Annotated in this window: 24 protein-coding genes; 4 read left to right on the top strand and 20 right to left on the bottom strand. The window is 44.4% G+C overall.

Annotated elements, in window-relative coordinates:
* Window positions 1-100: 100 nt before the first annotated feature.
* Both LCD34_RS18765 and LCD34_RS18760 read left to right on the top strand, forming a co-directional pair.
* A complete protein-coding gene (locus tag LCD34_RS18765) occupies window positions 101-1,681 on the top strand; it encodes an FMN-binding glutamate synthase family protein (protein WP_081114584.1) in 1,581 nt (526 codons plus the stop codon).
* Between the two features lie 18 nt (window positions 1,682-1,699).
* On the top strand, window positions 1,700-2,098 hold the full coding sequence (locus LCD34_RS18760; protein ID WP_224559847.1) for a DUF3916 domain-containing protein: 399 nt from the start codon (window positions 1,700-1,702) through the stop codon (window positions 2,096-2,098).
* A gap of 172 nt (window positions 2,099-2,270) precedes the next feature.
* On the opposite strand, the gene LCD34_RS18755 is transcribed toward LCD34_RS18760, so the two are convergent.
* Complete coding sequence (locus tag LCD34_RS18755) at window positions 2,271-2,585, bottom strand: YerC/YecD family TrpR-related protein (RefSeq protein WP_007496879.1); 315 nt, start codon at window positions 2,583-2,585, stop codon at window positions 2,271-2,273.
* A gap of 531 nt (window positions 2,586-3,116) precedes the next feature.
* A complete protein-coding gene (locus LCD34_RS18750; RefSeq protein WP_041093185.1) occupies window positions 3,117-4,859 on the bottom strand; it encodes an adenine deaminase C-terminal domain-containing protein in 1,743 nt (580 codons plus the stop codon).
* Between the two features lie 125 nt (window positions 4,860-4,984).
* Here LCD34_RS18750 and LCD34_RS18745 point away from each other — a divergent pair, with 125 nt between their 5' ends.
* Window positions 4,985-5,206: a DUF2892 domain-containing protein gene (locus LCD34_RS18745; protein ID WP_008344274.1), complete on the top strand. Its 222-nt coding sequence runs from the start codon at window positions 4,985-4,987 to the stop codon at window positions 5,204-5,206.
* A gap of 195 nt (window positions 5,207-5,401) precedes the next feature.
* On the opposite strand, the gene LCD34_RS18740 is transcribed toward LCD34_RS18745, so the two are convergent.
* From LCD34_RS18740 to LCD34_RS18725, 4 genes are read right to left on the bottom strand one after another with little or no spacing between them, the layout of a single operon-like run.
* The gene (locus tag LCD34_RS18740) at window positions 5,402-6,667 is read right to left on the bottom strand and encodes a peptidase (RefSeq protein ID WP_224559846.1); all 1,266 of its coding nucleotides are present in this window, start codon (window positions 6,665-6,667) and stop codon (window positions 5,402-5,404) included.
* A gap of 14 nt (window positions 6,668-6,681) precedes the next feature.
* Entirely contained in the window at window positions 6,682-7,347 is a 666-nt protein-coding gene (locus LCD34_RS18735; RefSeq protein WP_035391442.1) for a 3-oxoacid CoA-transferase subunit B, read from the bottom strand.
* A complete protein-coding gene (locus tag LCD34_RS18730; protein ID WP_008344277.1) occupies window positions 7,323-8,009 on the bottom strand; it encodes a CoA transferase subunit A in 687 nt (228 codons plus the stop codon). The genes LCD34_RS18735 and LCD34_RS18730 overlap by 25 nt, the downstream gene beginning before the upstream one ends.
* A 12-nt stretch (window positions 8,010-8,021) precedes the next feature.
* Window positions 8,022-9,386, bottom strand: coding sequence for an aspartate aminotransferase family protein (locus LCD34_RS18725; protein WP_048002162.1), 1,365 nt, complete (start codon window positions 9,384-9,386; stop codon window positions 8,022-8,024).
* Between the two features lie 191 nt (window positions 9,387-9,577).
* Between LCD34_RS18725 and LCD34_RS18720 the strand changes: the two genes are divergently transcribed.
* Window positions 9,578-11,236, top strand: coding sequence for a PucR family transcriptional regulator (locus LCD34_RS18720; protein ID WP_224559845.1), 1,659 nt, complete (start codon window positions 9,578-9,580; stop codon window positions 11,234-11,236).
* Here LCD34_RS18720 and ablB read toward each other — a convergent pair.
* From ablB to purE, 14 genes are all read right to left on the bottom strand, one after another.
* Window positions 11,231-12,076, bottom strand: coding sequence for a putative beta-lysine N-acetyltransferase (gene ablB, locus LCD34_RS18715; RefSeq protein WP_224559844.1), 846 nt, complete (start codon window positions 12,074-12,076; stop codon window positions 11,231-11,233). The two genes, LCD34_RS18720 and ablB, sit on opposite strands and share 6 nt — an antisense overlap.
* Before the next feature lie 15 nt (window positions 12,077-12,091).
* Window positions 12,092-12,286: a hypothetical protein gene (locus LCD34_RS18710; RefSeq protein ID WP_008344285.1), complete on the bottom strand. Its 195-nt coding sequence runs from the start codon at window positions 12,284-12,286 to the stop codon at window positions 12,092-12,094.
* A gap of 120 nt (window positions 12,287-12,406) precedes the next feature.
* Window positions 12,407-13,681, bottom strand: a complete 1,275-nt coding sequence (gene purD, locus LCD34_RS18705; protein ID WP_224559843.1) for a phosphoribosylamine--glycine ligase — start codon at window positions 13,679-13,681, stop codon at window positions 12,407-12,409.
* 12 nt (window positions 13,682-13,693) lie between these two features.
* Window positions 13,694-15,232, bottom strand: coding sequence for a bifunctional phosphoribosylaminoimidazolecarboxamide formyltransferase/IMP cyclohydrolase (gene purH, locus LCD34_RS18700; RefSeq protein ID WP_224559842.1), 1,539 nt, complete (start codon window positions 15,230-15,232; stop codon window positions 13,694-13,696).
* 15 nt (window positions 15,233-15,247) lie between these two features.
* Window positions 15,248-15,817 (bottom strand): phosphoribosylglycinamide formyltransferase, encoded by a 570-nt coding sequence (gene purN / locus LCD34_RS18695; RefSeq protein ID WP_008344288.1) that lies wholly within the window; start codon window positions 15,815-15,817, stop codon window positions 15,248-15,250.
* Window positions 15,814-16,854 carry a phosphoribosylformylglycinamidine cyclo-ligase gene (gene purM / locus LCD34_RS18690; RefSeq protein WP_035703535.1) on the bottom strand — a complete coding sequence of 347 codons (1,041 nt, stop codon included), beginning with the start codon at window positions 16,852-16,854 and terminating at the stop codon, window positions 15,814-15,816. The genes purN and purM overlap by 4 nt, the downstream gene beginning before the upstream one ends.
* Before the next feature lie 96 nt (window positions 16,855-16,950).
* The gene (gene purF, locus LCD34_RS18685) at window positions 16,951-18,381 is read right to left on the bottom strand and encodes an amidophosphoribosyltransferase (protein WP_017359819.1); all 1,431 of its coding nucleotides are present in this window, start codon (window positions 18,379-18,381) and stop codon (window positions 16,951-16,953) included.
* Window positions 18,357-20,588: a phosphoribosylformylglycinamidine synthase subunit PurL gene (gene purL / locus LCD34_RS18680; RefSeq protein ID WP_008344291.1), complete on the bottom strand. Its 2,232-nt coding sequence runs from the start codon at window positions 20,586-20,588 to the stop codon at window positions 18,357-18,359. Before purL ends, purF begins: the two co-directional genes overlap by 25 nt.
* Window positions 20,572-21,255, bottom strand: coding sequence for a phosphoribosylformylglycinamidine synthase subunit PurQ (gene purQ, locus LCD34_RS18675; RefSeq protein WP_008344292.1), 684 nt, complete (start codon window positions 21,253-21,255; stop codon window positions 20,572-20,574). The genes purL and purQ overlap by 17 nt, the downstream gene beginning before the upstream one ends.
* A complete protein-coding gene (gene purS / locus LCD34_RS18670; protein WP_003214349.1) occupies window positions 21,252-21,506 on the bottom strand; it encodes a phosphoribosylformylglycinamidine synthase subunit PurS in 255 nt (84 codons plus the stop codon). Before purS ends, purQ begins: the two co-directional genes overlap by 4 nt.
* Window positions 21,499-22,221 carry a phosphoribosylaminoimidazolesuccinocarboxamide synthase gene (purC, locus tag LCD34_RS18665; RefSeq protein ID WP_007496901.1) on the bottom strand — a complete coding sequence of 241 codons (723 nt, stop codon included), beginning with the start codon at window positions 22,219-22,221 and terminating at the stop codon, window positions 21,499-21,501. The genes purS and purC overlap by 8 nt, the downstream gene beginning before the upstream one ends.
* A 72-nt stretch (window positions 22,222-22,293) precedes the next feature.
* Window positions 22,294-23,589, bottom strand: a complete 1,296-nt coding sequence (gene purB, locus LCD34_RS18660) for an adenylosuccinate lyase (protein ID WP_148780533.1) — start codon at window positions 23,587-23,589, stop codon at window positions 22,294-22,296.
* Window positions 23,586-24,728 carry a 5-(carboxyamino)imidazole ribonucleotide synthase gene (gene purK / locus LCD34_RS18655; protein WP_224559841.1) on the bottom strand — a complete coding sequence of 381 codons (1,143 nt, stop codon included), beginning with the start codon at window positions 24,726-24,728 and terminating at the stop codon, window positions 23,586-23,588. The genes purB and purK overlap by 4 nt, the downstream gene beginning before the upstream one ends.
* Complete coding sequence (gene purE / locus LCD34_RS18650) at window positions 24,721-25,209, bottom strand: 5-(carboxyamino)imidazole ribonucleotide mutase (RefSeq protein WP_008344298.1); 489 nt, start codon at window positions 25,207-25,209, stop codon at window positions 24,721-24,723. Before purE ends, purK begins: the two co-directional genes overlap by 8 nt.
* Window positions 25,210-25,266: the final 57 nt, after the last annotated feature.

The raw sequence follows: 25,266 nt of genomic DNA, 5'->3' as shown, positions 1-25,266 counted from the left end.
TCATTTCTAAACGTCACAGTATGTTGTTCTTGCCATGTGGTTTCTCTTTGACCGAAAAGTGGAATAACAACAACAATGAAAGAGAAAAGAGGGGATATGGATGACAACGACTTTCATTGTCATAGGCGCACTTATTGTGATTTGTTTGATCGTACCTGTCGTGCTATTACTATGGATTTGGATGAGAGATGAAAAACAAGAAGAACACTCTGTCCTGCGGAATTATCCGGTCATTGGAAAATTGCGGTTCATTTTTGAAAAAATAGGACCTGAGCTTCGCCAATATCTCTTTCTCAATGATCGAGAGGAACTTCCTTTTTCAAGAAGAGAATACGAGCAGGCCGTCATGTCTGGAAAATACAACAGCCGGACAATGGGATTTGGTTCAAAACGTGATTTTGACAAGCCAGGTTATTACATTCGAAACGTCCTCTTTCCAAAGCAGCGAGATGAATTGCGCATCGACCAATCAGAAAACATTCAAACAAAAGTGTATCAAATTGATCAAGATAATTTACTTAGAAGAAGTGAACATACGAAAGAAGTTGAAGCAAAACCTTATTATCTCCATGAAGAAGATGTACAAATCATTGGTGAACATACATGCCAAAAACCCTTCCGCGTCAAGGGATTGATTGGTCAATCAGCCATGAGCTACGGCTCCTTAGGCGACCGGGCGATTACGGCTCTATCCTCCGGCTTAAAAATGGCTGGCGGCACATGGATGAACACAGGTGAAGGCGGGCTTTCGCCTTACCATCTCAAAGGGGGCGCCGATATCATTTGCCAGATTGGGCCTGGTTTATTTGGGGTTCGAACAGAGGATGGCGCATTTTCATTTGAAGAGTTTAAGAAAAAAAGTGAGCATGATGAAGTAAAAGCCTTTGAACTTAAGCTAGCACAAGGAGCGAAAACACGCGGGGGACACATTGACGGTGAAAAAGTCACAGAAGAAATTGCCCAAATCCGCAAACTGCCGCCGCACCAATCCATTGACAGTCCGAACCGGTTCGAGATGTTTCACTCCATTCCTGACATGCTTGATTTTATTGAACAACTGCGAAACATCGGCGGAAAACCAGTTGGAATCAAGCTAGTTGTTGGACATAAAGAAGATATCGAGGAGCTTGCTCTCTATATGAAAAAAAGCGGAAAACATCCTGATTTCATTACAGTGGATGGCGGAGAAGGTGGCACAGGTGCTTCCTTTCATGAACTGGCTGATTCCGCCGGCCTGCCCATTTTCACCGCACTGCCGATGGTCCATCAAATTTTGAAGAAATACGGGGTTCGAGATCAACTCAAGCTGTTTGCGTCTGGTAAACTTCTCTCCCCTGATAAAATCGCCATTGCCCTTTCCATGGGAGCAGATTTTGTGAATATCGCACGAGGATTGATGTTCTCGGTTGGCTGTATTCGGGCGCAAGTATGCCACACGAATAAATGCCCTGTTGGGGTTGCCACCACAGATCCAAAGCTGCAAAAAGGTTTATCCATTGAAGAAAAGAAATACCGCGTCTGCAATTATATCCTGTCCCTTAGAGAAGGTTTGTTTAATTTATGCGCAGCAGCTGGAATCGAATCACCTATTCATTTTAACGAAAAACATATTATTTTTAGACAAGAAAACGGCCAGACAAGTGAAGTCCCTATGTTCTCCGGCACAGAGCAGTCTGTCTAGCTTGAAAAGGTCCGCGGTATGAAACGAAAGACTCAACAGATCATAAAAGAAATGAACGCAAATACGCAGTCGTTTCCGGCGAATGTTACTGACTACTGGCACCTGCCTTTACCAGCTGCTTATGATTTTATGACTTCCAACAGAACACCGAAAAAGATCAAACGTCTATGCATTCAAACTCTATTGAATAGAGCTGAGCATCTCATTGATTTGAAACCAAACGACGGGGACATATATCGTGTCGTGGTCGCAGTCGATCTACCTGAATTATGGCATTCACAAATCATTGTGTTTAAAGGGAATTCTTATGTGAAAGATTTCTTCAACAGACAAGATGAGTATCAGACATGGCTTCCCCTTTCCGATCAGAGAAATATTCAAAAAGAATGGGATTTATCTGTTGCGCAAAATATGTAAACCATCGGTTTTAAGGAAGTGATCACTGATGACGATGAAGTGTCCTATCAAGGTGAACGATGGTTTATGGGAGAACTTGATGACATCAAATAGAGCCATTTCAAATGAAATGGCTCTTTTTGTTCAACTTCAAAACGACAAATCATAAAGAATGTTTGCAGTGAAAGCTGCTTTATTTTGTTTCGTCCGTTGCTTGTTGCTCTGCTACGCGGTCAAGTGCCATCGTATAGGCATCATTTCCGTAGTTCAAGCAGCGTTTGACACGTGAGATAGTGGCTGTACTTGCACCTGTTTCCGTTTCAATTTTGTGATACGTATTTCCCTCGCGAAGCATACGCGCTACTTCAAGACGCTGTGATAAAGATTGGATTTCATTGATGGTGCACAAATCATCAAAAAATCGATAACATTCTTCCAGGTCTTTAAGGGATAAGATGGAGTTGAATAGCTGATCTAAGCTTTTGCCCCTTAATTTATCAATTTGCATCTTTATACATCTTCTCCTTTACTATTGGCACACCGCTTCGCACTGACTTTTCCGAGAAAGCGGTATCTTTCCTGACTCATTTTTTTCAACCTCAGCAATGAGCTTTGAACGAATCATGACAGGTTTGGTTCTACGCTGAAAATGCTATCAGGTTCTTTCGTAAGCCGAAGCTTCTTTATCGTAAACAAATTCGACAAGTTTTGTCATATTCCTTGTGCGACAATCTGACAAACTTGTTTGCCTCCGATATCTAGAACACTTCTGCTCTGTTAGGTCTTTCCCTAAAAAACAGTATGTGTAGAAAGCTTGGCGAGACGACAAACCTGCGCCCCGCCTTGCTTAATTATTCAAAATATGTTGGTCGGCCAGCGTAACCGACAGATTCATTTTACAATTGGGCACTTCATTCGTCATGTCAAAGCCCTATGCTTTGTCACCATATCTAGCAGCGAAGAGATCTCTTGCTCACTTCTGCCCTATAACAGCGGTCAGAAATCTAGCAAATATGATACAGCTCCACTCTGTTATATTTTAACGCATTATAGACGGAAAGAGTACAGTTTTTTTCATGACATCAAATATTCCTCTTGGTGTCACTCGAATATACGGCAAGTGTGTGCTTTGGAAAAAGACAAGTGTATCAATCGGGCAGTCAAATGGATACCCTCGCTCAATGAGTAGCTCGCGTAACGTTTGCTCCTGCTGAAGAACCGTTTCAAACGGTTCAGCTGATGCACAGCCTGATAATTGCAGCGGGATTTCATGCAAAATCTTTCCGTTTTCTGTGAGCACAATTCCCCCGCCAATTTCTTTCATTCGCTTATGAGCAAGCATCATATCATCTTTATTTTTCCCAATCACTAAAATGTCACCAGTGGTTGAAAATGAGCTGACAAATCCTTGCACCTTGTTTGCAAATCCTTTTAACATTGTGTTCACGCGCCACTCGCCTTTTCGATCAATCAGACTGAAGAAGCTTTGATCATGGTCACAGGACAGCTGGTTGACAGAGTTATCAATCTCCACTGTATAAGGCTCCATAATGACAGCATTTCGCATTTTGACACCGAGCGGCATTGAGAATTGCAAGTCACTCATCGTCAGGTCATAGCTTAAATCTAATGGTTCGAGCCCGCCATTTTCCCATTTTGTCTCTTGGAATTGATGCTGGTTCTCCCCCTCTAATTTAAGGATCACCCCTTTAGAAATCACCGTTTCTGGATTTGGATTCATCGGATCATCTAAAATATTCAAAGAAGCCAATCGGCCAGGACCGACCACGCCTAATAAGTCATCAATTTGATAGTATTTCGCAATGTTAAAGGTTGCCATATTGTACGCATCAATAGTAGGCACGCCTTCTTCAAGGGCAATGGAAATGAGACGATTAATCATGCCTTCTTCATAAAAATGAGGTGCTGATCCATCTGTTGTATAGAAAAAGTGATCGTAGTGCCTAAAGTCACGCTCATGCAACTCTCTTAAAATGTTCACTAAATCTGGGCGGATGGAAGAATGACGCAAGGACACATGATAGCCAAGAGACAAGCGTTTGAGCACATCGTCTGCATTCATTGCTTCATGATCACTGTCCGCTCCAAACAGCTTCATTTTTGTTAGCGTTTTCTCAGAAGCCCCAGGGAAATGTCCTTCAATTCGTTTTCTCTGCTTCTTCGTTTCTTGCATGCAATATAAAATGAGATCATCACCGTCCATTAATCTTGGCCAGCTCGTTAATTCGCCGCCTTGAAGGACGTCGGGATGATCAATCCATTCTTTCCGATAGTTAATAGGAAGCATCTCATCTTCATACCTGACCTCGGTTTGAAGATCGTATCTAGACCACCAGAAGTACTGAAATGGCTGCTTTTTTAATTCGCATAGAGTGGAAAGCGCTTTCTTTTCGTTGCTTTGCAAAAGAAGAAATAAGTTATCGCTGACCATTGTTGTTGTGCCAAATTGAGACACATATTCTGCAAGTGATTGGGGATTATAAATATGGAACGGATGCGCGTGAGGTTCAATATACCCCGGCACAATGTATTTACCTTCACAATCAATCACACGTTTAGCTGATTTATTTTGAGGAAGCTCTGCTCCGACATAAACAATTCGATCATCATGTATCCAAATATTTGCCTTCACCCATTGCTTCAAAAACGGGTTTAGCACGAGTCCATTCGTTAAAAGGAGTGTTGGAACTATTTTTGAGTCGACTACATCGATTTGTGTGCGGATGTCATTGTTTCTCCAATTAAAAGTACGTTCGGACATTCACATACTCTCCTTCATTTGTATTAGCCCTATCGTAACATAACGAACCACGTTACGCATTAATGAAACGTTACAATTTCTTGAAATCACACTTAAAATAATTTAAAAAAGGAGAATCACTTGCAATGAAACCTAATCTTGGCTTAATGGAAGCGCTCATGAGAATTGCCTGCGGAATGACGATTTGTACTGTAGCTGGTTCCTTATATGCTCGAAAACCATGGAGTAAAATGCTGCTTTTTGGCATCATGCTCGGCGGATTAAAATTGGGATCTGGTATTCTTCGTTTTTGTCCAGTGACCTATATGTGTGAGCAGCAGAATACACATAAAGAGAAGGCTGAGTAGACAGCCTTCTTCAGATTGTTGACAAAGAGCTAAAATGAATTTTATTTTAGCTCTTTGTCTTCCTTTCAGCGTGACATGAAAACCTTTGAAGTCTAGGAAGGGCGAGCACCGGCGCACAGACCAGCGGGCGAATGCCAGGGTTTATCTAAACGCTGGAGAAGGCTGAGTAGACAGCCTTCTTTTTTTGTGTGTGAATCATTCCGCTGCTTCGCACCATTTGACCAATGTACCAGCAATGATTTCTGCTGCTTCAATGACATGTTTGATCTCAATAGATTCATTTGGGAAGTGGGCAAGCTCTGTCGTTCCCGGTCCAAACACAATGATTGGGATATCCGCTGCTTGTGACAGTAATCCGCCGTCTGTCCCCCAAGGGGCTGCTTCCACCTTTGGCGGGTGCTGCATGACCTCTTCATATTGTTCCTTCAATAGACCTAAAAGCGGGTGATCAGAGTCGATTGACCCCGGAAGCCATCTAGCACCAAACCACTCCACCTCCACAGGATGTTCTTGAAACCAATCATCCTTTTCAGCGAGTCCAGTCATCCAATTTTCTAATTCCTTCTCTGCCTGCTCAACTGTCTCACCTGGCATCACACCAAGCCTGCCTTCCATTGTGACAAGATCGGCGACAGAGGACGGCCAATCACCGCCTTGAATTTTTCCAATGTTGATCGGAATTGGAATCGGGATGTGCTGAAACAGCGGCTCCGTCACTCGCTGATTTCTTTCTTTTTCTAGTGCCGCTATATGAGAAAGAACCACCGTGCTCTTTTCAATAGCAGAAACACCGTGATACCTTGTTCCGCCATGAGCTGCCCTTCCTTTAATATGCAACCTGAACCACTTTGACCCTTGCTGAATCGGAAAAATGTTCATATGACTTGGCTCCGGAATGATGGCAGCATCCGCTGTGTACCCTTTCAATATCGCTGCAAGTGTGCCTGCTCCGCCGCTTTCCTCTTCGACGACACTATGAAACACCACATCTCCTTTCAGGGGAATCTGAAGCGCATGCAGTGCCTCAAGCGCAAAGAGTAAAGAAACGTTTCCGCCTTTCATATCTGTTGCCCCGCGTCCATAAAGTCTCCCGTTTATGATATGCCCGCTGTAAGGCGGATATGTCCATTGATTCGTATCTCCTGCCGGAACCACATCTACATGCCCGTTTAATAAAATCGATTTGCCGCCACCTTTTCCTTTCAATCGCCCAGCAACGTTGGGACTCCCTTGAAAAGATCGGCGCGGGGAATAAAAATAAGGATGCTCTAGTAATTCATCGCCGCCAATTTCCCAAACGTCTACATCAAAGCCAACGGCGGACAGTTTATTGGCCACGATCTGCTGAACCTCTTCTTCATTTCCTTGGGTGCTGTCACATTGCACCATTTGCTGAAGAAGCGTAATGGCCTCATCCTGATGCTCTTTCATCCAGTTTCTGATACGTGTCATTGGCTGCAAGTCGTTCATCCTTTCTACACAACAGATTTGACATCAGGCGCTAAAATTAATGGCGCTTCAGTCGCCCTTATGACATCTTCCGGCTGAAATGGCGGCATGACTTCACGTAAAATGAGCAGCTGAGACTTGACCTCAATGACCGCCATATCCGTAATAATCAAATCGACACACGCTTTAGCGGTTAAGGGCAATGTACAAGTCGATTTCACTTTAGATCGACCGTGTTTATCCAGATGGCTCATCACCACTACCACTTTTTTCGCTTTTTGCGCCAGCTCAATCGCTCCGCCCATACCCGGTACTCTTTTCCCCGGTACAATCCAATTGGCAAGATCCCCTTGGCTGCTTACTTCAAGTGCACCCAAAATCGTCATATCCAGCATTCCTTTTCGGATGATGCCAAAAGCAGTCGTACTGTCCATGTACGAGCCGCCCTTTGTTAACGTAATGGGAAAACCGCCCGCATTGCATAAATTCGGATCTTCTTCCCCTTGCAAAGGCGAGGCTCCTGCACCCATAATGCCGTTTTCTGCATGCAGCCACACCTCGTAATGTGATGGAATGTAATCTGCTGCTAGGGTCGGAATGCCGATCCCAAGATTCACAATCATGCCATCTTCAATTTCTTGTGCTGCTCTTTTGGCAATGCGGTGTCTTAAATCGATGTCTCCCATGCCCATGTCCAGTTCACTCCTTTTGATTGCACGATTTGATTCACAAATACGCCTGGCGTCACGATTTCTTCTGGATCGAGCTGCCCCGCTGCCACAATTTCTTCTGCCTCCGCAATGGTCCAGTCTCCTGCCATCGCCACAATCGGGTTTGTATTCCGTGCGCTTTTATCAAAAATCAGGTTTCCCACTTCATCTGCTTTGTAGGCATTGACGATGGCAATATCCGCTGTGAGCGCAGGCTCTAACATATAATTCTTCCCATTCAGCTCAACCAATTGTTTCTCATCGAGATTCAGGCTATCCATCCCAACATCTGTCACAATGCCCGCCAGCCCCATTCCGCCTGCTCTGATTTTTTCTGCAAGAATGCCCTGCGGATAAAAATGAACGTCTAATGTACCAGCCTGCATTTTCTGTCCGGCAATGGGATTTGAGCCGATATGAGAGGCGATGATTTTTTTCACTCTTCCTTCTGTGATGAGCCTGCCCACACCAATTTGCGGGAAACCTGCATCATTTCCGATCAATGTCAGATCTTGAATATTTGCTTCCAAAATGGCATCAATCAACGATGGTGGTGAACCCACGCCGCCAAATCCGCCAAACATGATGGTCATGCCATCTTTTAATCGCGTCATCACTTCATCCAAACCCACAGTTTTGTTCATGTTCGTTCCTCCTTACATAGCAGATGGGAAAAATCCTCGATTGATCACTTCTTGTTCGACTTGTGTGATGGTCTGCCCGAATAAATCAATCAGTTCATCCATTTCCTGCTGTGTGATGGAAAGCGGCGGTGCGATCATAACCGCTGCGCCTCCGACTCCATCCTCTCCAGCGCTTGCTGGATACACCAGCAGTCCATTTTGTTTTGCCGTTTCAACGACAAGATTGGTTATCTGAGCATGTGCAGGAAATGGCGTTTTGGATAAACGATCTGCGACAAACTCAATGCCAATCAGCAATCCCTTCCCTCTCACATCTCCTATGATGGAATGATTTACTTGCAAATCTTTTAAAGCATTCATCAGATATCGCCCAGAAAGATCAGCCCGGTCGGGAAGCTGATGCTTTTTCATATATCGAATGACCGCTAATGAAACGGCTGCTGAAAGTGGATTGGCACTATATGTGTGCCCTGCCATGACAGAGCCGGAGCCGCTGATAATCGGTGCCATCACACGATCCGTTGAGACAACTGCTGCGATTGGAGAATAACCAGCGCTCATGCCCTTTCCAAGAACCATGATATCTGGTACGGTGCCCCAATGTTCCATCGCAAACATTTTCCCAGTTCGTCCAAAGCCCGTCATGACTTCATCTGCGATCATTAAAATGTCGTTTTCTTCACAGACACGCTTCATCGCTTCGAAATATCCGTCTGGCGGCAGGAGCGCCGCTCCCGCTGCGCCAACAATCGGTTCAGCAATCAATGCGGCAATCCTCTCTTTTCCTATACGCTGGATGACGGTTTTAAATTCCTGGACATACCACTCGACCTGCTTGCTGTCTTCCTTTGGCAGCCATGACCTGTAGCTATAGGGCGGAGACAGCACTGGGTGCTTTTCAAGCAGTGGTTCAAAACGCTCTCTCCTTGCAATATGACCTGACATCGACAGCGCCCCTAATGTAATGCCGTGGTAACTCATCCATCTTGAGATGATATGATTTTTTTCCGTCTTCCCCTGCTCCTGCCAATGCTGTATCGCCATTTTCATAGCAGTCTCCGTTGCTTCTGAACCACTCCCTACAAAAAAAGACCAGTTCAGATCACCTGGGCAAAGTGTACTCAATTCATACGCTAGTTCTTCCGCTGGTTCATTCGTAAATTGTGATCTGTACGTAAAGCTCACCTTGTTCGCTTGCTCCGTCATCGCATCAATAATCTCTTGTATGCCATGTCCAATACTTGCCGTGACTGCCCCTGATGAACCATCTATATATTTTTTTCCGTCCCGATCATATAAATAAATCCCCTCTCCTCTCACAGCCACAGGATATTGCTGATTTAACATCGGTTTGATTAAGTAATCCCGGGTCTCCACTTTGTCATTCCTCCCTCTCTTGTCAGCAGCTGCACTTTTCTTTTTACATGAATCGCAAGAAAATTTTGTATACTTGGTATAAGATTAGCTTAATCAAGAGGGCAGTCATCCTCCATTCGCCATATGCCCGAATTTCACACGTGTTTTTTATACATGGTGTATAAGAGTGTTCAAAAGGAGGTCATGAGTCTATGGCGATTCTCGTCAAAGATGCACTCTCGCTCGATATGATGAAAGAAACCAAACTGCTTGCTGGAGAAAATGGACTGGATCGTCTTATCCAGTGGGTGACCATTGTGGAAATTATTGAAGACACGTCTAGACTTTCTGAAGGAGAACTACTTGTTACAACTGGATTTGGACTGACAGAAAATAAAGAAAGACGCATCCGGCTTGAAAAATTGATTCAATCTCATCGTCTTTCAGCCATTGCCATCTATAAAGGCGTGTACTTAACGGAAATTCCCGCATCACTCATTGAAGCCGCCGAAAATAGCGGTATTCCGCTCATCGAGATTCCGCCCCATGTCAATTTTTCAGACATCACAAAAGCCGTTCTAGAACAAATCGTCAGCAGTCAGCTCCATCAGCTCAAATATTCTTCTGCGATTCATCAAAGACTGACCCATTTAAATGTGAGCAATAAAAATGTCACGCAAATTACGGATGAACTGGCACATCTCACAGCGGCAAATATCGTCGTACTGGATGTGTTTTTGCACCAAACAGCAGCTCATCTCGAAACAGATGAAGTGACCTATTCTCCTACTTTTGGCTTTCTAACAGATGACGAACCGATTGAAACCTCTTCTCTGCTCAAGCAGGCAGAGGAAAAAGGCCGGCTCGTCTATGTCACATATGATGCGTTTGTTCTAGCAGCATGCCCTGTGATTGCAATGGGTGATATTTTCGGGTTCATTGTGGCGTTAAAGAAAAAAGAGACGTGGCACCATCTCGATGCCATCGCCATTGAGCATGCCGGTGCGGTGTATGCGATTGAATGGTTGAAACAAAAAGCCATTCAAGATACAGAAAACCAAATGCAGGGGCATTTATTGGATGATATGCTGCAGCAGCAATACACAGAAGAAAGCTATGTCATCGAACAAGCAAGAAAGCTGCAATATGATATGAGCGAGGAACAAGTCGTCATCTACTTTCAATTTCAGCATCAGCACACACAGCTCGATCATCAAATGGTGCAGCGCCTATCCCAATTGCTCACATCCATTTTTGAACGCAGACAAATTCCTTTTTTATTAAAGGCAAGGCTTGATTCCATTTTCGTCTTGACGCCTGCAGGGAAAAGCACGTATCAAGAAACAAATTGGTATCGCGCATCAGAAGAATGCCGCAGTACTTGGTCTTATTTTTTCCCCGTCCATCCCATTGTGATTGGCATTGGAAGAGCCTACGACCAGATCAGTCTCTTTGCCAAAAGTGCAAAAGAAGCCCAATATGCAGCAAGGCTTCTTCCTCTTTTGAAAACAGATGACAGCATCATTCATTATCAGAAGCTCGGTCTATATGGTATGCTGCTTGAAATGAACGAAGCCGGAATGAATTTGCATGACTTTTACGTGGAGCTGTTAAGCCCGCTGCTTTATACAAAAAAACAAGGAGCTGACCTGATTCATACACTCGAAGTGTATTTGGCACACAATGAAAATATTCAAAAGTCAGCGGGGGAATTGTTTATTCACCGGCATACGTTAAGCTACCGGTTGAAACAAATTGAAACGAGAACAGGCTGCAGCCTCAAATCCACTGATGATCGGATGAAGCTGCAGCTCAGTATCATGGCGTACCGCCTATCTGGTCTGCTTGATCAGATGAGAACCATTTCATGATTCATTTGGCGTTTTGACCCATAGATTCATATCTTCAATTTTGTCAAAAATATAGCAGTTGTTTTGAAAGCGTCCGGTGTATGTATACCCGAGCTGATAAAATACTTGATTCATTCCATAGGACAGTGCACGGGCAAGAGAATAAAAGACATAAATGTGCATGGATTGAAGCTCTTGTTCGAGGGCTAGAATCAAATGATGCATGAATCCTAGTTTTCTGTATGTGGGAAGGGTTGCACAATCTGTTAGTTCTGCATGACCATACGGTACATTGATTTCAGCAGAAGCGGCACTTACAAGTTGACCGTCATGTTCAACGGCATAAAAAACCGTCCCTTCCTCCATTACCTTTCGGATGTAATCTGGCTCATTCATTGGCGTGGGATACGTTTCAAAGACCGTATCATAGAGCGCTGCCAGCTTGTGCACATCCTCTGGACTGGCTTTCCTCATCACATACTCATCCTGCCACACGCCTTGGTCTTTTTTAATTGGCTTTTCTTGAATAGACGCAACGATTTCATCTTCCTTCAGCCAAAATGGGCTGTTCATTCGATCTTCGGTCAGAAAGAGCGACATGCCGCATGCATCACTTCCGAGAAAATAATGAGAAAACACCCCTTCAAGCCGAAAGCCTTTTTCTAAAAAAAGAGGCATATGCTCACGCCTTACTTTTACAATGACCTTAGACGCCTTGCAGTCCGCCGCTTCCTGAAGCACGGACTGAATCACATCACGCACACTGCCGCTATAATCATCCAAACGAATTCGCTCGTTAAATGGATCCATACAGATCAAAGCAGAAAAACGCTCGTTTGCAAGTTTCTTCAATTGCACCATACACTCATTCCCCTCTTAGCTAATGAAAAACTTCCAAATTAAAAATGAAGAAATAGCAATGCCAGAAAAAATGGATAGGATCATATAACTAATGGCAAAGCCTTTTTTCAATTTATTCTGCTTAATGGCAGTCACCATGATGTTATTTATAGTTATGAGATATAAAACAAGCATGACGTTTGCAAAGATGATAAATGCTTTGATTTCCATGTTTCCTCCCTAAATCTATTCGTAATCCCATACTACTTCTTCATCATCTGCCCGCATCCCTCCTATGAACAGAAGAAGAAAAAACACCTTTCCATCTCGTCAGATAGAAAGGTGTTTTGATTAAACGTTTTTCCCCGCTGCCTTCAGCGCACGGGCGCCAATGTCACGGCGATAAAATAAACCTGGCTGAATGATTTCTTCAACCGCTTCATACACTCTTGATCTTGCCGCTTCAAATGTGTCGTCAAATGCGGTCACATTTGCTACTCGGCCGCCATTTGTGACGAATTGATCGTTTTCCTTTTTCGTTCCTGCATGGAAGGTCACGACATCAGAGACCGTTGTTTGCAAAGCACCGATTGGCGTGCCTTTTGCATAGTCTTCCGGGTATCCTTCTGATGCAAGAACGACACTGACAGCGGCTGTGTCTTTCCACTGCAAGTCCACATCTTTTCCATCTAGAATGTCTAGGAATACTTGGACTAGATCTGATTCAAGACGAGGGAGTACTACTTGCGTTTCAGGGTCGCCAAAGCGTGCATTGAACTCAATGACCTTAGAGCCTTCTTGTGTTAGCATTAAGCCTGCATATAAAATGCCTGTAAACGAACGCTCTTCCTGCACCATCGCGCGAGCTGCTGGTTTAACGACGTCTTCCACCGCTTTTTGTACGACTTCATCTGAAATTTGTGGAACCGGTGAATAAGCGCCCATCCCGCCGGTGTTTGGTCCTTTGTCATCTTCAAATGCCCGTTTATGATCCTGTGCGATCACCATCGGATACACCTTTTCTCCATTGACAAAGGCCATCAGAGAAAACTCTTCACCTGTTAAAAATTCTTCAATGACAACCGATGCACTCGCATCGCCAAACTTTTCATCCTCTAAAAAGTCATGCAGGCAGTTGATCGCCTCTTCAAGCGTCATTGCCACTGTCACGCCTTTTCCTGCGGCAAGCCCATCTGCTTTAATGACAATTGGGGCACCCTTTTCTTCCACATATGCCTTCGCTTCTTCAAACGATGTAAAGGTGGCATAAGCGGCTGTCGGGATCTCATAATTTTTCATTAAGTCCTTTGCAAATTCTTTTGAGCCTTCAATGACTGCGGCTTTTGCATTCGGTCCAAATACCTTTAGACCTGCTTCTTCAAATGCATCGACGACACCTGCAATTAAAGGAACCTCTGGACCGACAATTGTTAAGCCGATGTTATTGTCTTTTGCAAAACGAATTAACGCCTCATGATCTCCCTCGTCGATTGGGACAAGCTTCGCAACATCTGTCATTCCATCATTGCCGGGTGCGACAAATACTTGGCTGACAAGTTCGCTTTGATTCACTTTCCATGCGATGGTATGCTCTCTTCCACCTCTGCCGATAATTAATACGTTCACACTGTCATCCCCTTAATGTTTGAAATGTCTAACGCCAGTGAAGACCATGGCGATGCCGTATTCATCTGCTTTTTGGATCGATTCTTCATCACGAATGGAACCACCTGGCTGGATGATCGCTGTGACGCCTGCCTTTGCAGCAGCTTCCACTGTATCGCCCATTGGGAAAAATGCATCAGAACCTAGTGCACTGCCTTTTGCCTTTTCACCTGCTTGCTCAATCGCAATGTTAGCCGAGCCAACACGGTTCATTTGACCAGCACCAATACCTGCTGTCATTTGATCCTTCGCTAGAACGATGGCATTTGATTTCACATGTTTGACGACTTTCCAAGCGAGCTTTAAGTCTTTCCATTCGTCTTCAGTTGGCTCTCTCTTCGTTGGAATAGAGATCGTTGCTTCCTCTAAGCCGTATGTGTCGATATCCTGAACGAGCAATCCACCATGAACACTTGTGAGCTGCTTTTCTTTTTTCCCAAGATCTGCTTCTACATCTAATGTTAGTAGACGAAGGTTCTTTTTCGCTGTTAGCACATCAAGTGCTTCTTGGCTAAACGATGGTGCGATGACGATTTCTAAGAAAATCGTATGGAGTACCTCAGCCGTTTGCTTGTCTACTTCACGATTAAGCGCCACAATGCCGCCGAAAATAGACGTTTCATCTGCTTTAAATGCACGATCAAATGCTTCTGCAATCGTTTCTCCTGTCCCAACACCACATGGATTCATATGCTTTACAGCCACAGCCGTTGGCTCCGTAAATTCACGTACAATTTGAAGAGCTGCATCTGCATCTTTGATGTTGTTGTAGGAAAGTTCTTTTCCATGTAATTGCGTTGCAGTAGCTAAAGAGCCTTTGCTTGGAAGTGCATTTTCATAGAACGTCGCCGCTTGGTGCGGGTTTTCTCCATAACGAAGAGATTGTTTTTTCTCAAATGTGACTGTGAACTGTTCTGGCTCTGTTTCGCCAACAAAGTTCGTTAAATAATCCGCAATCAGGGCATCGTAAGCAGCCGTATGACGGAATACTTTTGCTGCAAGCTCACGTTTTTTCTCTAGTGAGACGCCGCCTTCTTTGATTTGTTGAACGACAGAATCATAATCACGCGGGTCTACAATCACAGTGACGTCCTGATGATTTTTAGAAGCAGCACGAAGCATGCCCGGTCCGCCAATATCAATGTTTTCAATCGCTTCTTCATACGTGACATCGTCTTTTGAAATGGTCTCTTTGAATGGATAGAGATTCACAACGACAAGATCAATCGGCTGAATGCCGTGCTTTTCGATCTGTGCCATATGCTCATCGTTTTCTCTCACTGCTAACAGTCCACCGTGAATGTTCGGATGAAGCGTTTTGAGTCGTCCGTCCATGATTTCTGGGAAGCCAGTCACTTCAGAAATACCAATGACATCAATGCCGTTCTCTTGAAGAAGTTTGTGTGTACCACCAGTTGAAATCACTTCAACGCCAAGTTCTGTTAGTTCTTTCACAAAAGGTACAAGATTTGTTTTATCGGAAACACTGATTAATGCGCGTTTGATCGTCATGCCTTTGTCACCTCATTAAGATAATTCTAAAAGTGATTTGATCACTTTTGGATATAGTGTGTGTTCTAATTCATGCATTCTTTTTTCAATGGATTCAAGGTCTTCCCCTTGTTCAATATGAATGGCTGCTTGGTCAATAATCGGGCCGGTATCCATGCCTTCATCGACATAATGAACCGTGATACCAGCCACTTTGACTCCTGCTTGATAGGCTTGTCCAATCGCATCGAGTCCAGGAAATGCTGGCAGTAAAGAAGGGTGGATATTCACGATTTTCCCTCTAAATGCATCAAGCAATGTCGGACCGATCAGTCGCATATACCCAGCGAGGAAAATCCATTCCACTTCATGCAGCTTCAGCTGTTCAATGATGGTTTGCTCAAAAGCGGCTTTACTCGGGAAAGCCTTCGGCGTAAAAGAAAAGGACGGAATGCCCTCTTTCTCTGCCCGCTCCAGCACCTTCGCACCCGGTTTATCACAGATCACAATGGCGGCTTTTGCCGGCCACTGTTCTTCTTTTAACGTATCAATAATGGCTTGAAAATTTGTCCCGCTTCCAGAGGCGAAGATCGCAAACTTTTTCATGAGAGGCTTCCACCACCGAAAGTGACGCCTTCTCCTTTTTGAACTCGTCCGATAAGAAAGGCTTTCTCTCCGTCTTGTTCAAGTCCACTGATCACATCCACAAGATCATCCTCTTTGACGGCTAGGACAAAGCCGATGCCCATATTAAATACATTGAACATGTCTTCTGCTTTTAATTGCCCTTTTTCTTGGATAAAGGAGAAAATAGGCGGAACTGGCCATGAGCCGTTATCAATCTCAACACCAAGTCCTTCAGGCAACATACGTGGTAAATTTTCAATAAAGCCACCGCCTGTCACATGTGCCATACCGTCAACTTTGCCAGCTTTCACTTGTTTAAGAACAGGCTTGACATAAATCTTCGTCGGTTCAAGCAGCTCTTCTCCAAGCGGTCTTGTAAAAGGTTCATACGTTTGGTGAAGATCTAGACCCGCATCTTCAAGCAATACTTTTCGTACAAGAGAATAGCCATTGCTATGAATTCCGCTAGAGCTGAGTCCAATCAGCAAATGCCCTTCCTGGATGTTCTCACCTGTGACGATTTCATCCTTTTCAACGACACCTACAGAAAATCCAGCAATATCATATTCTTCTTCTGTGTAAAGTCCCGGCATTTCTGCTGTCTCTCCGCCGACAAGCGCTGAACCAGACTGCTCGCATCCGTCAGCTACACCTTTGACGATGGATTCAATTTTCAAAGGATCTGCTTTTCCAACTGCTAAGTAATCTAAGAAAAAGAGCGGCTCTGCCCCTTGTGCAAGTACATCGTTCACACACATAGCAACAGCATCTACACCGATCGTATCGTGCTGATCCATTAAAAATGCAAGCTTTAATTTCGTACCAACACCATCTGTTCCTGAGACAAGTACGGGCTTTTTATATGGCAGTTCAGATAAATCAAACATCCCACCAAATCCGCCTAGAGCACCCATGACACCTGCTCTTTTTGTACGTTCTACGTGTGTTTTCATTCGTTTAACGGCTTCGTATCCTGCTTCGATGTCGACACCGGCGTTTTTATATGCTTCTGACATCCCATTCACTCCTTTTATCTGCTTGTCTTTCATGTATTTTCGGCAGAATGAAAGAGCAGCATATCAAATCACGTTGACTGCTGCTCCATTATTCGATTATTTCGTCAGGACTGTTTCCTTCACATGAGGAAGGACAGTATCTTCATAAATTTCGGTCGGGTATTTTCCAGTAAAGCATGCTAAACACTGACCGCGCTGAGGATCATCATACTTTCTGCCAATCCCGTCCATTAAACCGTCTACAGATAAAAATGCAATGGTGTCTGCACCGATTTCCTGTCTAATTTCTTCCACTGAATGAGATGACGCAATCAGCTCTTCGTGTGTAGACGTATCAATTCCATAAAAACACGGATGAGCGATTGGCGGTGAACTGATGCGTACATGCACTTCCGTCGCACCTGCTTCTCTTAGCATCGTCACAATTCGGCGGCTTGTGGTTCCTCGTACGATGGAATCATCCACCATGACGACACGTTTGCCTTCGACCACCCCGCGCACAGCAGACAGCTTCATGCGCACGCCCTGCTCACGCAATGCTTGAGACGGCTGAATAAATGTCCGGCCGACATAACGGTTTTTAATTAAACCTAGCTCATATGGAATACCTGTTGCTTCGGCATAACCAATCGCTGCAGAAATACTGGAGTCTGGCACACCTGTCACGACATCTGCTTCGACATGTGCTTCTTCTGCAAGCTTCTTGCCAAGATTCTTTCTCGCACTATGCACGTTGATGCCATTGATATTGCTGTCCGGTCTTGAGAAATAAATGTATTCCATGCTGCACATGCTGCGGTTAATGTTCATCGAAAAGCGCTCAGATTTTAAGCCTTCATCATTAATGATCAGCATTTCGCCAGGCTCTACATCTCGTAAATAGGTAGCACCGACGACATCAAATGCACATGTTTCAGAAGCGACAACATAAGCATCCCCAAGCATACCAAGTGAAAGTGGGCGTAATCCGTTCGGATCAAGCGCTACGATCATTTCTGTTTCCGTCATGATTAAGAAAGCATAAGCTCCTTTTAACATAGACAGAGCATTTTTGATTTGATCCTTCAAATCCATATATCCGCTGCGCTTAATTAAGTGAGCAAGCACTTCGGTATCAGAAGACGTTTGAAAAATACTTCCTTGGTTCTCTAGCTGTTGCTTTAATTGCGTTGCATTGACCAAGTTTCCATTATGAGCAAGGGCAAGACTGCCATTGTTTTGCGAGCGGAAGAAGAGAGGCTGCACATTCTCAAAGCCGCCTCCACCTGCTGTCGCATACCGAACGTGTCCGATCGCACCTTTTCCCTTTAAATCCTTAAGCTCACCGTTTTGGAACACTTCCGTAATCAGTCCAAGGCCTTTGTGTGACGTCAGGTTTTCACCGTCTGTTGCAATAATTCCCGCACCTTCTTGTCCTCGGTGCTGAAGGCTATGCAATCCGTAATATGTGATTTGCGGGGCTTCTTCGTGTCCCCAAACCCCAAAGACGCCACATTCTTCGTTTAAGCCTCTGATTTCAGCAAGCATGGGATCGCTCCTTTCCATGCGCGTTCAAGCTCGTTGACTGCCGCATGAATCCATTGTTGTCCTTCTTGATTTTTGACAGTGAATACACCATCATTTGTGACCGTTCCGACTTCTTTTGCATCTTGCACAGCCGCAGCAAACGCTTCGCGATTTTCTGGTTTCACTGTGACGACAAAACGTGACTGTGATTCACTGAATAGTGATGCTGCGCTGTTTAGATCGATCTGGATATCAGCGCCAAGACCATCTGTTCCAAATGTACTTTCAGCTAGTGCTACACCAAGACCGCCTTCAGACACATCATGTGCTGACTGAACAAGTCCGTTTTGAATCGCTGCTAATAGGGCTTCTTGACGCGCCAGCTCTACATCCAAATCAATTTCTGGTGCTTTTCCGTAGATACGACCTTCTGTCATTTTTTGAAGCTCACTGCCTGCAAATTCTTCCTTCGTTTCACCAATGACGAAAATCACATCGCCTGCCTGCTGGAACGATTGAGTCGTAATATGAGCTGTATCTTCAATCAAACCAACCATGCCAATGACTGGCGTTGGGTAAATGGCTGTTCCATTTGATTCGTTATATAAAGAGACGTTACCGCCGATGACCGGTGTACTTAATGTACGGCAAGCTTCGCTAATGCCGTCAGCAGACTTTTCAATCTGCCAGAAGATTTCTGGTTTCTCCGGGTTACCGAAGTTCAAGTTATCTGTTACTGCAAGCGGACGAGCGCCTGAGCAGACAATGTTACGTGCGGCTTCTGCAACGGCGATCTTCCCGCCAACCTCTGGATCAAGGTAGAGATAACGTGCGTTACAATCTGTTGTCATCGCAAGAGCTTTTTTCGTCCCACGGATTCTGAGCACACCCGCATCAGAGCCAGGTGCAACGACAGTGTTTGTACGAACCATATAGTCGTATTGATCGTAAACCCATTCTTTACTCGCAATCGTTGGCTGCTTTAACAGCTGTTTCAATGTATCTGCTGCATCTGTGATCGCTGGAGCTTCCACTTTTGTTTCTAAAAACTCACGATAGTATGCAGGCTCACTTGACGGCTTGTGATAAACCGGTGCTTCTTCTGCAAGTGCATCAACTGGAAGCTCACACACTACTTCTCCTTGATGGAGTAAACGAAGCATTTTATCATCTGTCACATGACCGACTGAGACTGCTTCAAGGTCGTATTTTTCAAAAATATCAATGATTTCTTGCTCACGGCCTTTTTCAATGACCAACAGCATTCTCTCTTGGGATTCAGACAGCATCATTTCATACGCTGACATGCCTGTTTCACGCTGAGGGATCAGGTCTAGGTTCATTTCGATACCTGAACCAGCTTTACTTGCCATCTCTGCACTTGAGCTAGTTAAGCCAGCCGCTCCCATATCTTGAATGCCCACAAGCGCATCATTTTTGATGACTTCAAGGCATGCTTCAAGCAAAAGCTTTTCCATGAACGGATCGCCGACTTGAACCGCTGAACGTTTTTCTTCTGATTCATCAGAAAATTCTTCAGACGCAAATGTTGCACCGTGAATCCCGTCACGTCCCGTTTTAGCACCAACGTACATGACCGTATTGCCAACACCTTTTGCCTGCCCTTTCTTGATGTCTTCATGGTTGATTAACCCCACACACATCGCGTTAACGAGCGGATTGCCTTCATAACTTTGATCAAAATGAACTTCTCCGCCGACTGTTGGAATACCGATACAGTTTCCATAGCCTGCAATCCCTGCCACTACTTCTTCAAACAAGTACTTCACGCGCGGTGAAGTCAGTTCACCAAAACGAAGAGAGTTTAATACCGCAATTGGACGAGCCCCCATGGAGAATACATCACGGATGATTCCGCCGACACCTGTTGCCGCTCCTTGATACGGTTCAATTGCAGATGGATGGTTATGTGATTCGATTTTAAATACAACCGCTTGGTTGTCTCCAATATCAACGATTCCAGCGCCTTCCCCAGGACCTTGAAGAACATGCTCTCCTTTTGTCGGGAATTTACTTAAAACAGGCTTTGAGTTTTTATAACTGCAATGCTCTGACCACATGACAGAAAAGATACCCGTTTCCGTGTAGTTTGGCAGCCTGCCAATAATGGATTCGATTAAAGCGAATTCTTCATCACTCAATCCCATTTGCTGATACAATTTCTCTTCTTTAATTTGCTTGTGACTTGGTTCAAGCAGTAGTGACATGAGTGTCCCTCCAATTTTTCACGATAGATTGAAACAATTTAAGTCCGTCTGCGCTGCCTAGTAATGAGTCAACCGCGCGCTCAGGGTGCGGCATCATGCCGAGTACATTGCCCTGTTCATTCGTTACACCTGCAATTCGATTGACACTGCCGTTAATATCGTCACCGTAAGTGAAAGCGATTTGGCCTCGTTCAATCAGCTTCGCTAACGTGTCTTCGTCACAGTAGAAGTTACCTTCACCGTGTGCTACAGGAATCGTAATCGATTCACCTTTTTGATAACCGCTTGTAAATTGCGTTTCGTTGTTCTCTACAATGAGTTCAACTGGACGACAGATAAATTTTAGATCTTTATTCCGTCTCATTGCACCTGGCAAAATGCCAAGCTCCTGAAGAATTTGGAACCCGTTACAAACACCAAGAACAGGTTTTCCTTCCGCAGCTGCTTTTTTCACAGCCGGCATGATGTTAGAAAAACGAGCAATCGCACCGCATCTTAAGTAATCCCCATAAGAGAAACCGCCTGGTACGAGTACACCGTCAAAACCATCAAGACTCGTTTCGTCGTGCCATACATATTCAACTTGTTCACCTAACTCATCTTGAATCGCATGATACATATCGATATCACAGTTAGAGCCAGGCAAGACGATCACTGCAAACTTCACTGTGCGACAACCTCCTCCACCTCATAGCGGTAATCTTCAATCACCGTGTTGGCAAGCAATTTTTCACACATTTCTTTGACCACTGTATCTAAGTCACGATCTGATTTCTCAATGACTAGCTCCATATATTTCCCGATACGGACATCCTTTACTTCCTGATAAGACATGCTGTGCAAAGCGTGCTGCACGGCACTTCCTTGTGGATCAAGAACGCTCTCTTTTAAGCTGACAAAAATTTTCACTTTATACATGTTTATGGCCTCCAAGTCTTTTGAAAATTTCTTCGTATGCATTTGTTAAGCCGCCCAGGTTTCGTCTGAACACGTCTTTATCAAGCTTTTCGTTTGTGTCTTTATCCCAAAGCCTGCACGTATCAGGTGAAATCTCATCAGCTAGCAAAATACGATTCTCGTGATCTATTCCGAATTCAAGCTTGAAATCAATTAAATTCACATGGCAATCTGAGAAGATTTGCTTCAATTCTTCATTCACTTGTCTTGTGATTTGTTTCATTTCCTCCACCTGTTCAGGTGTCGCTGCATGTAAAATGCGAATATGATCTTCTGTAATGAGCGGATCGCCAAGTGCATCATCTTTGTAGTAAAACTCGATCAAAGGTGTGTCCAGTTTCGTTCCCTCTGGAATCCCAAGACGTTTTGACATACTGCCTGCCACCACGTTTCGCACAACGACTTCAAGCGGTACGATGTCTACCTTTTGAATGAGCTGTTCTGTTTCAGATAGGCGTTTCACAAAGTGATTGTTGATCCCTTTCTCATGTAGCATTTGAAAAATCAAGCTAGATATTTCGTTATTCAGTCTGCCTTTGCCTTCAATTTCCGCTTTCTTTTCACCGTTAAATGCTGTAGCTGAGTCTTTATATTCGACATATAAAATATGCTCGTCATCGGTCTGATAGATTCTTTTCGCTTTGCCTTCGTAGAGAAGTTCTTGTTTCACAGTCATTCAGATTGGCCTCCTAATTTGAATGTTGGCAATTTTCAGGATTAGACGCCTGACTAGCAGGCGGCCCATTTCTTACGCAAGACCTAGACGTTCGAAAATCATATCGACATTTTTCAAGTGATAGTTGTAATCGAAGCAGTCAGCGATTTGTTCAGGTGTTAAGCGTGAAGTGATTTTCTCTTCTGCTTCTACTAATGTACGGAATGGTACTTGTTTTTCCCAAGCTTCCATCGCTTTTGGCTGAACCGTGTCATATGCTTCTTCACGTGCCATACCTGTATCAATAAGTGCAAGAAGAACACGCTGAGAGTAGATCAAGCCAAGTGTGCGGTCCATGTTGCGTTTCATATTCTCAGGGAACACCGTCAAGTTCTTCACAATATTAGAGAAACGGTTCAGCATATAGTTCAGTGCAATCGTTGCATCTGGTAAAATGATGCGTTCAGCAGATGAATGAGAAATATCACGCTCATGCCAAAGCGGTACATTTTCATAAGCAGTCAGCATATAACCACGGATGACACGGGCAATTCCCGTCATATTTTCAGAACCGATTGGGTTTCGTTTATGCGGCATCGCTGATGATCCCTTTTGTCCTTTTGCAAAGAATTCTTCTACTTCACGTGTTTCACTCTTTTGAAGACCACGAATTTCAACAGCAAATTTCTCAATGCTTGTTGCAACTAAAGCAAGGGTTGCCATGTAATCTGCATGACGGTCACGCTGCAAGGTTTGGGTTGAAATTGGTGCAGCTTTGATGCCAAGTTTCTCACATACATATTGCTCAACAAACGGGTCGATGTTCGCATATGTGCCAACAGCACCAGAGATTTTGCCGTATTCGATGCCGGCTTTTGCTTGTTTAAAACGTTCTAAGTTACGCTTCATTTCCTCGTACCAAAGACCAAGCTTTAGGCCAAATGTTGTCGGTTCAGCGTGTACACCGTGTGTACGGCCCATCATGACGGTATATTTGTGCTCTTTTGCTTTTTCTTTTAGTATGTCAACAAATCTCTCAATGTCCTTGAGCAAAATATCGTTCGCCTGTTTTAATAGATATGAAAGCGCCGTATCCACTACGTCTGTAGATGTTAACCCGTAATGAACCCACTTTCTTTCTTCTCCTAGAGATTCAGATACAGCACGCGTAAAGGCAACCACGTCGTGGCGCGTGTCTTGTTCAATCTCTAAAATACGATCAATATCAAAGCTTGCATTCTTACGCATAGTCACAACGTCTTCTTTCGGAATGACGCCAAGTTCTGCCCAAGCTTCACAAGCGAGAATTTCTACTTCAAGCCATGCATTAAATTTGTTTTCCTCTGTCCAGATTGCTGACATTTCTGGTCGTGCGTAACGTTCGATCATTTCCCGTTTCCTCCATCTCTTTCAGTCCATGTCTTTGTGATGTTTGCCATCCATTCATCATCAAGCTGTTTCATAAATGTCATATGCCCCATTTTGCGGCCGGCTTTTACTTCATGTTTGCCATATAGATAAAGCTTCGCTTCCTTTAAAAGCTCAGGATGTTCTTTTGGGATGTCCACTTCATCGCCCAGCAAATTCACCATCATACCCTCTGATAAAAGAGCTGTTCCGCCAAGCGGCAAACCGCATATGGCGCGAATGTGCTGTTCAAACTGACTCGTCTCACATAAATCCAATGTGTAATGTCCAGAGTTATGCGGGCGCGGTGCCAGTTCATTGACGAGCAGCTTCCCTTCATTTGTCAGGAACAGTTCAACAGCAAGCGTACCGACCAGCCCTAGCTTTTCAGCAAGCGTTGTTGCCAGCTCTTTTGCTTTCTCCTGAATGCTGCCATCTACCCGTGCAGGCACGATGCTTTGGAATAAAATATTGTGCTTATGAATGTTCTCAGCGACTGGGAATGTCGCAATTTCCCCATGAACAGACCGCGTCACAATCACAGACAGTTCCATTTGGAAAGGAACCCAGCTTTCTAAAATACATGTCCCATGCGTGAGAAGTGCAGCCGCTTCATGAAGCTGATCCTTCTCTTTGATCACGTACTGTCCTTTACCGTCATAACCACCTCTGCATGTTTTCAGCACAGCTGGCAAACCAAGCGCACTTACTGCATCTTTCAGCTCCTTCTCATCATGAACGATGCGATAAGGGGCGACTTCACAGCCTGCATCTACAATCCCTTTTTTCTCGGTTTCACGGTTTTGGGTTAAAAGAAGAAGTTCGCTTCCTTGCGGTAAATACGCCTCTTCCTTCAGCTGATTGAGTGCATCATAGTCAATGTTTTCAAATTCATATGTGACCACATCACTGATGTCCGCCAGCTGCCTTATTGCTTTAAGGTCACTGTATGCGGCTGTAATTTCTATATCAGCAACCTGTCCACAAGGTGAATGTGTGACGGGGTCAAGAACTGCTGCACGGTAACCCATTTGCTTTGCACTGACGGCCATGTATCTGCCAAGCTGTCCGCCGCCGATGATACCAATGGTTGCGTTTGGAAAAATGGTCTGCTTAGCCAAGCTGATCACTGCTTTCTAATACAGTTTGTTTTGTTTGCTCTCTTCTTTCTTCGAGGCGTGCTGCAACGGCTTCATCGAATGCTGAAATCATTTGTGCAGCTAAAAGGCCTGCATTTGTTGCACCGGCTTTGCCGATTGCCACTGTGGCAACAGGTACACCGCCTGGCATTTGAACAATGGATAATAAGGAATCCAGCCCGTTTAATGCTTTTGATTGTACGGGCACACCAATGACCGGCAGTGTCGTTTTTGCTGCGACCATCCCCGGTAAATGTGCTGCGCCTCCAGCACCGGCAATAATGACCCTGAGTCCTTTACCTCTTGCTTCAGTCGCATATTCAAACATCAAATCAGGTGTCCGATGTGCGGATACAACCTGTTTTTCATACGGAATGTTTAATTCCTCTAAGATATCGCACGCATGTTTCATTGTTTCCCAATCAGATGTACTTCCCATGATGACACCTACAAGCGGCTTCATTTTGTCCCCACCTTTAAGCTATTATTCGATTTTGTATCGTTTGACACGCTTCCCAAA

The sequence above is a fragment of the Bacillus sp. RAR_M1_44 genome, from assembly GCF_020165935.1.
GTDB lineage: Bacteria > Bacillota > Bacilli > Bacillales > Bacillaceae > Bacillus > Bacillus altitudinis.
The sequence above is the reverse complement of the archived record's forward strand: the minus strand, read 5'-3'. Positions and strand labels throughout refer to the sequence as shown.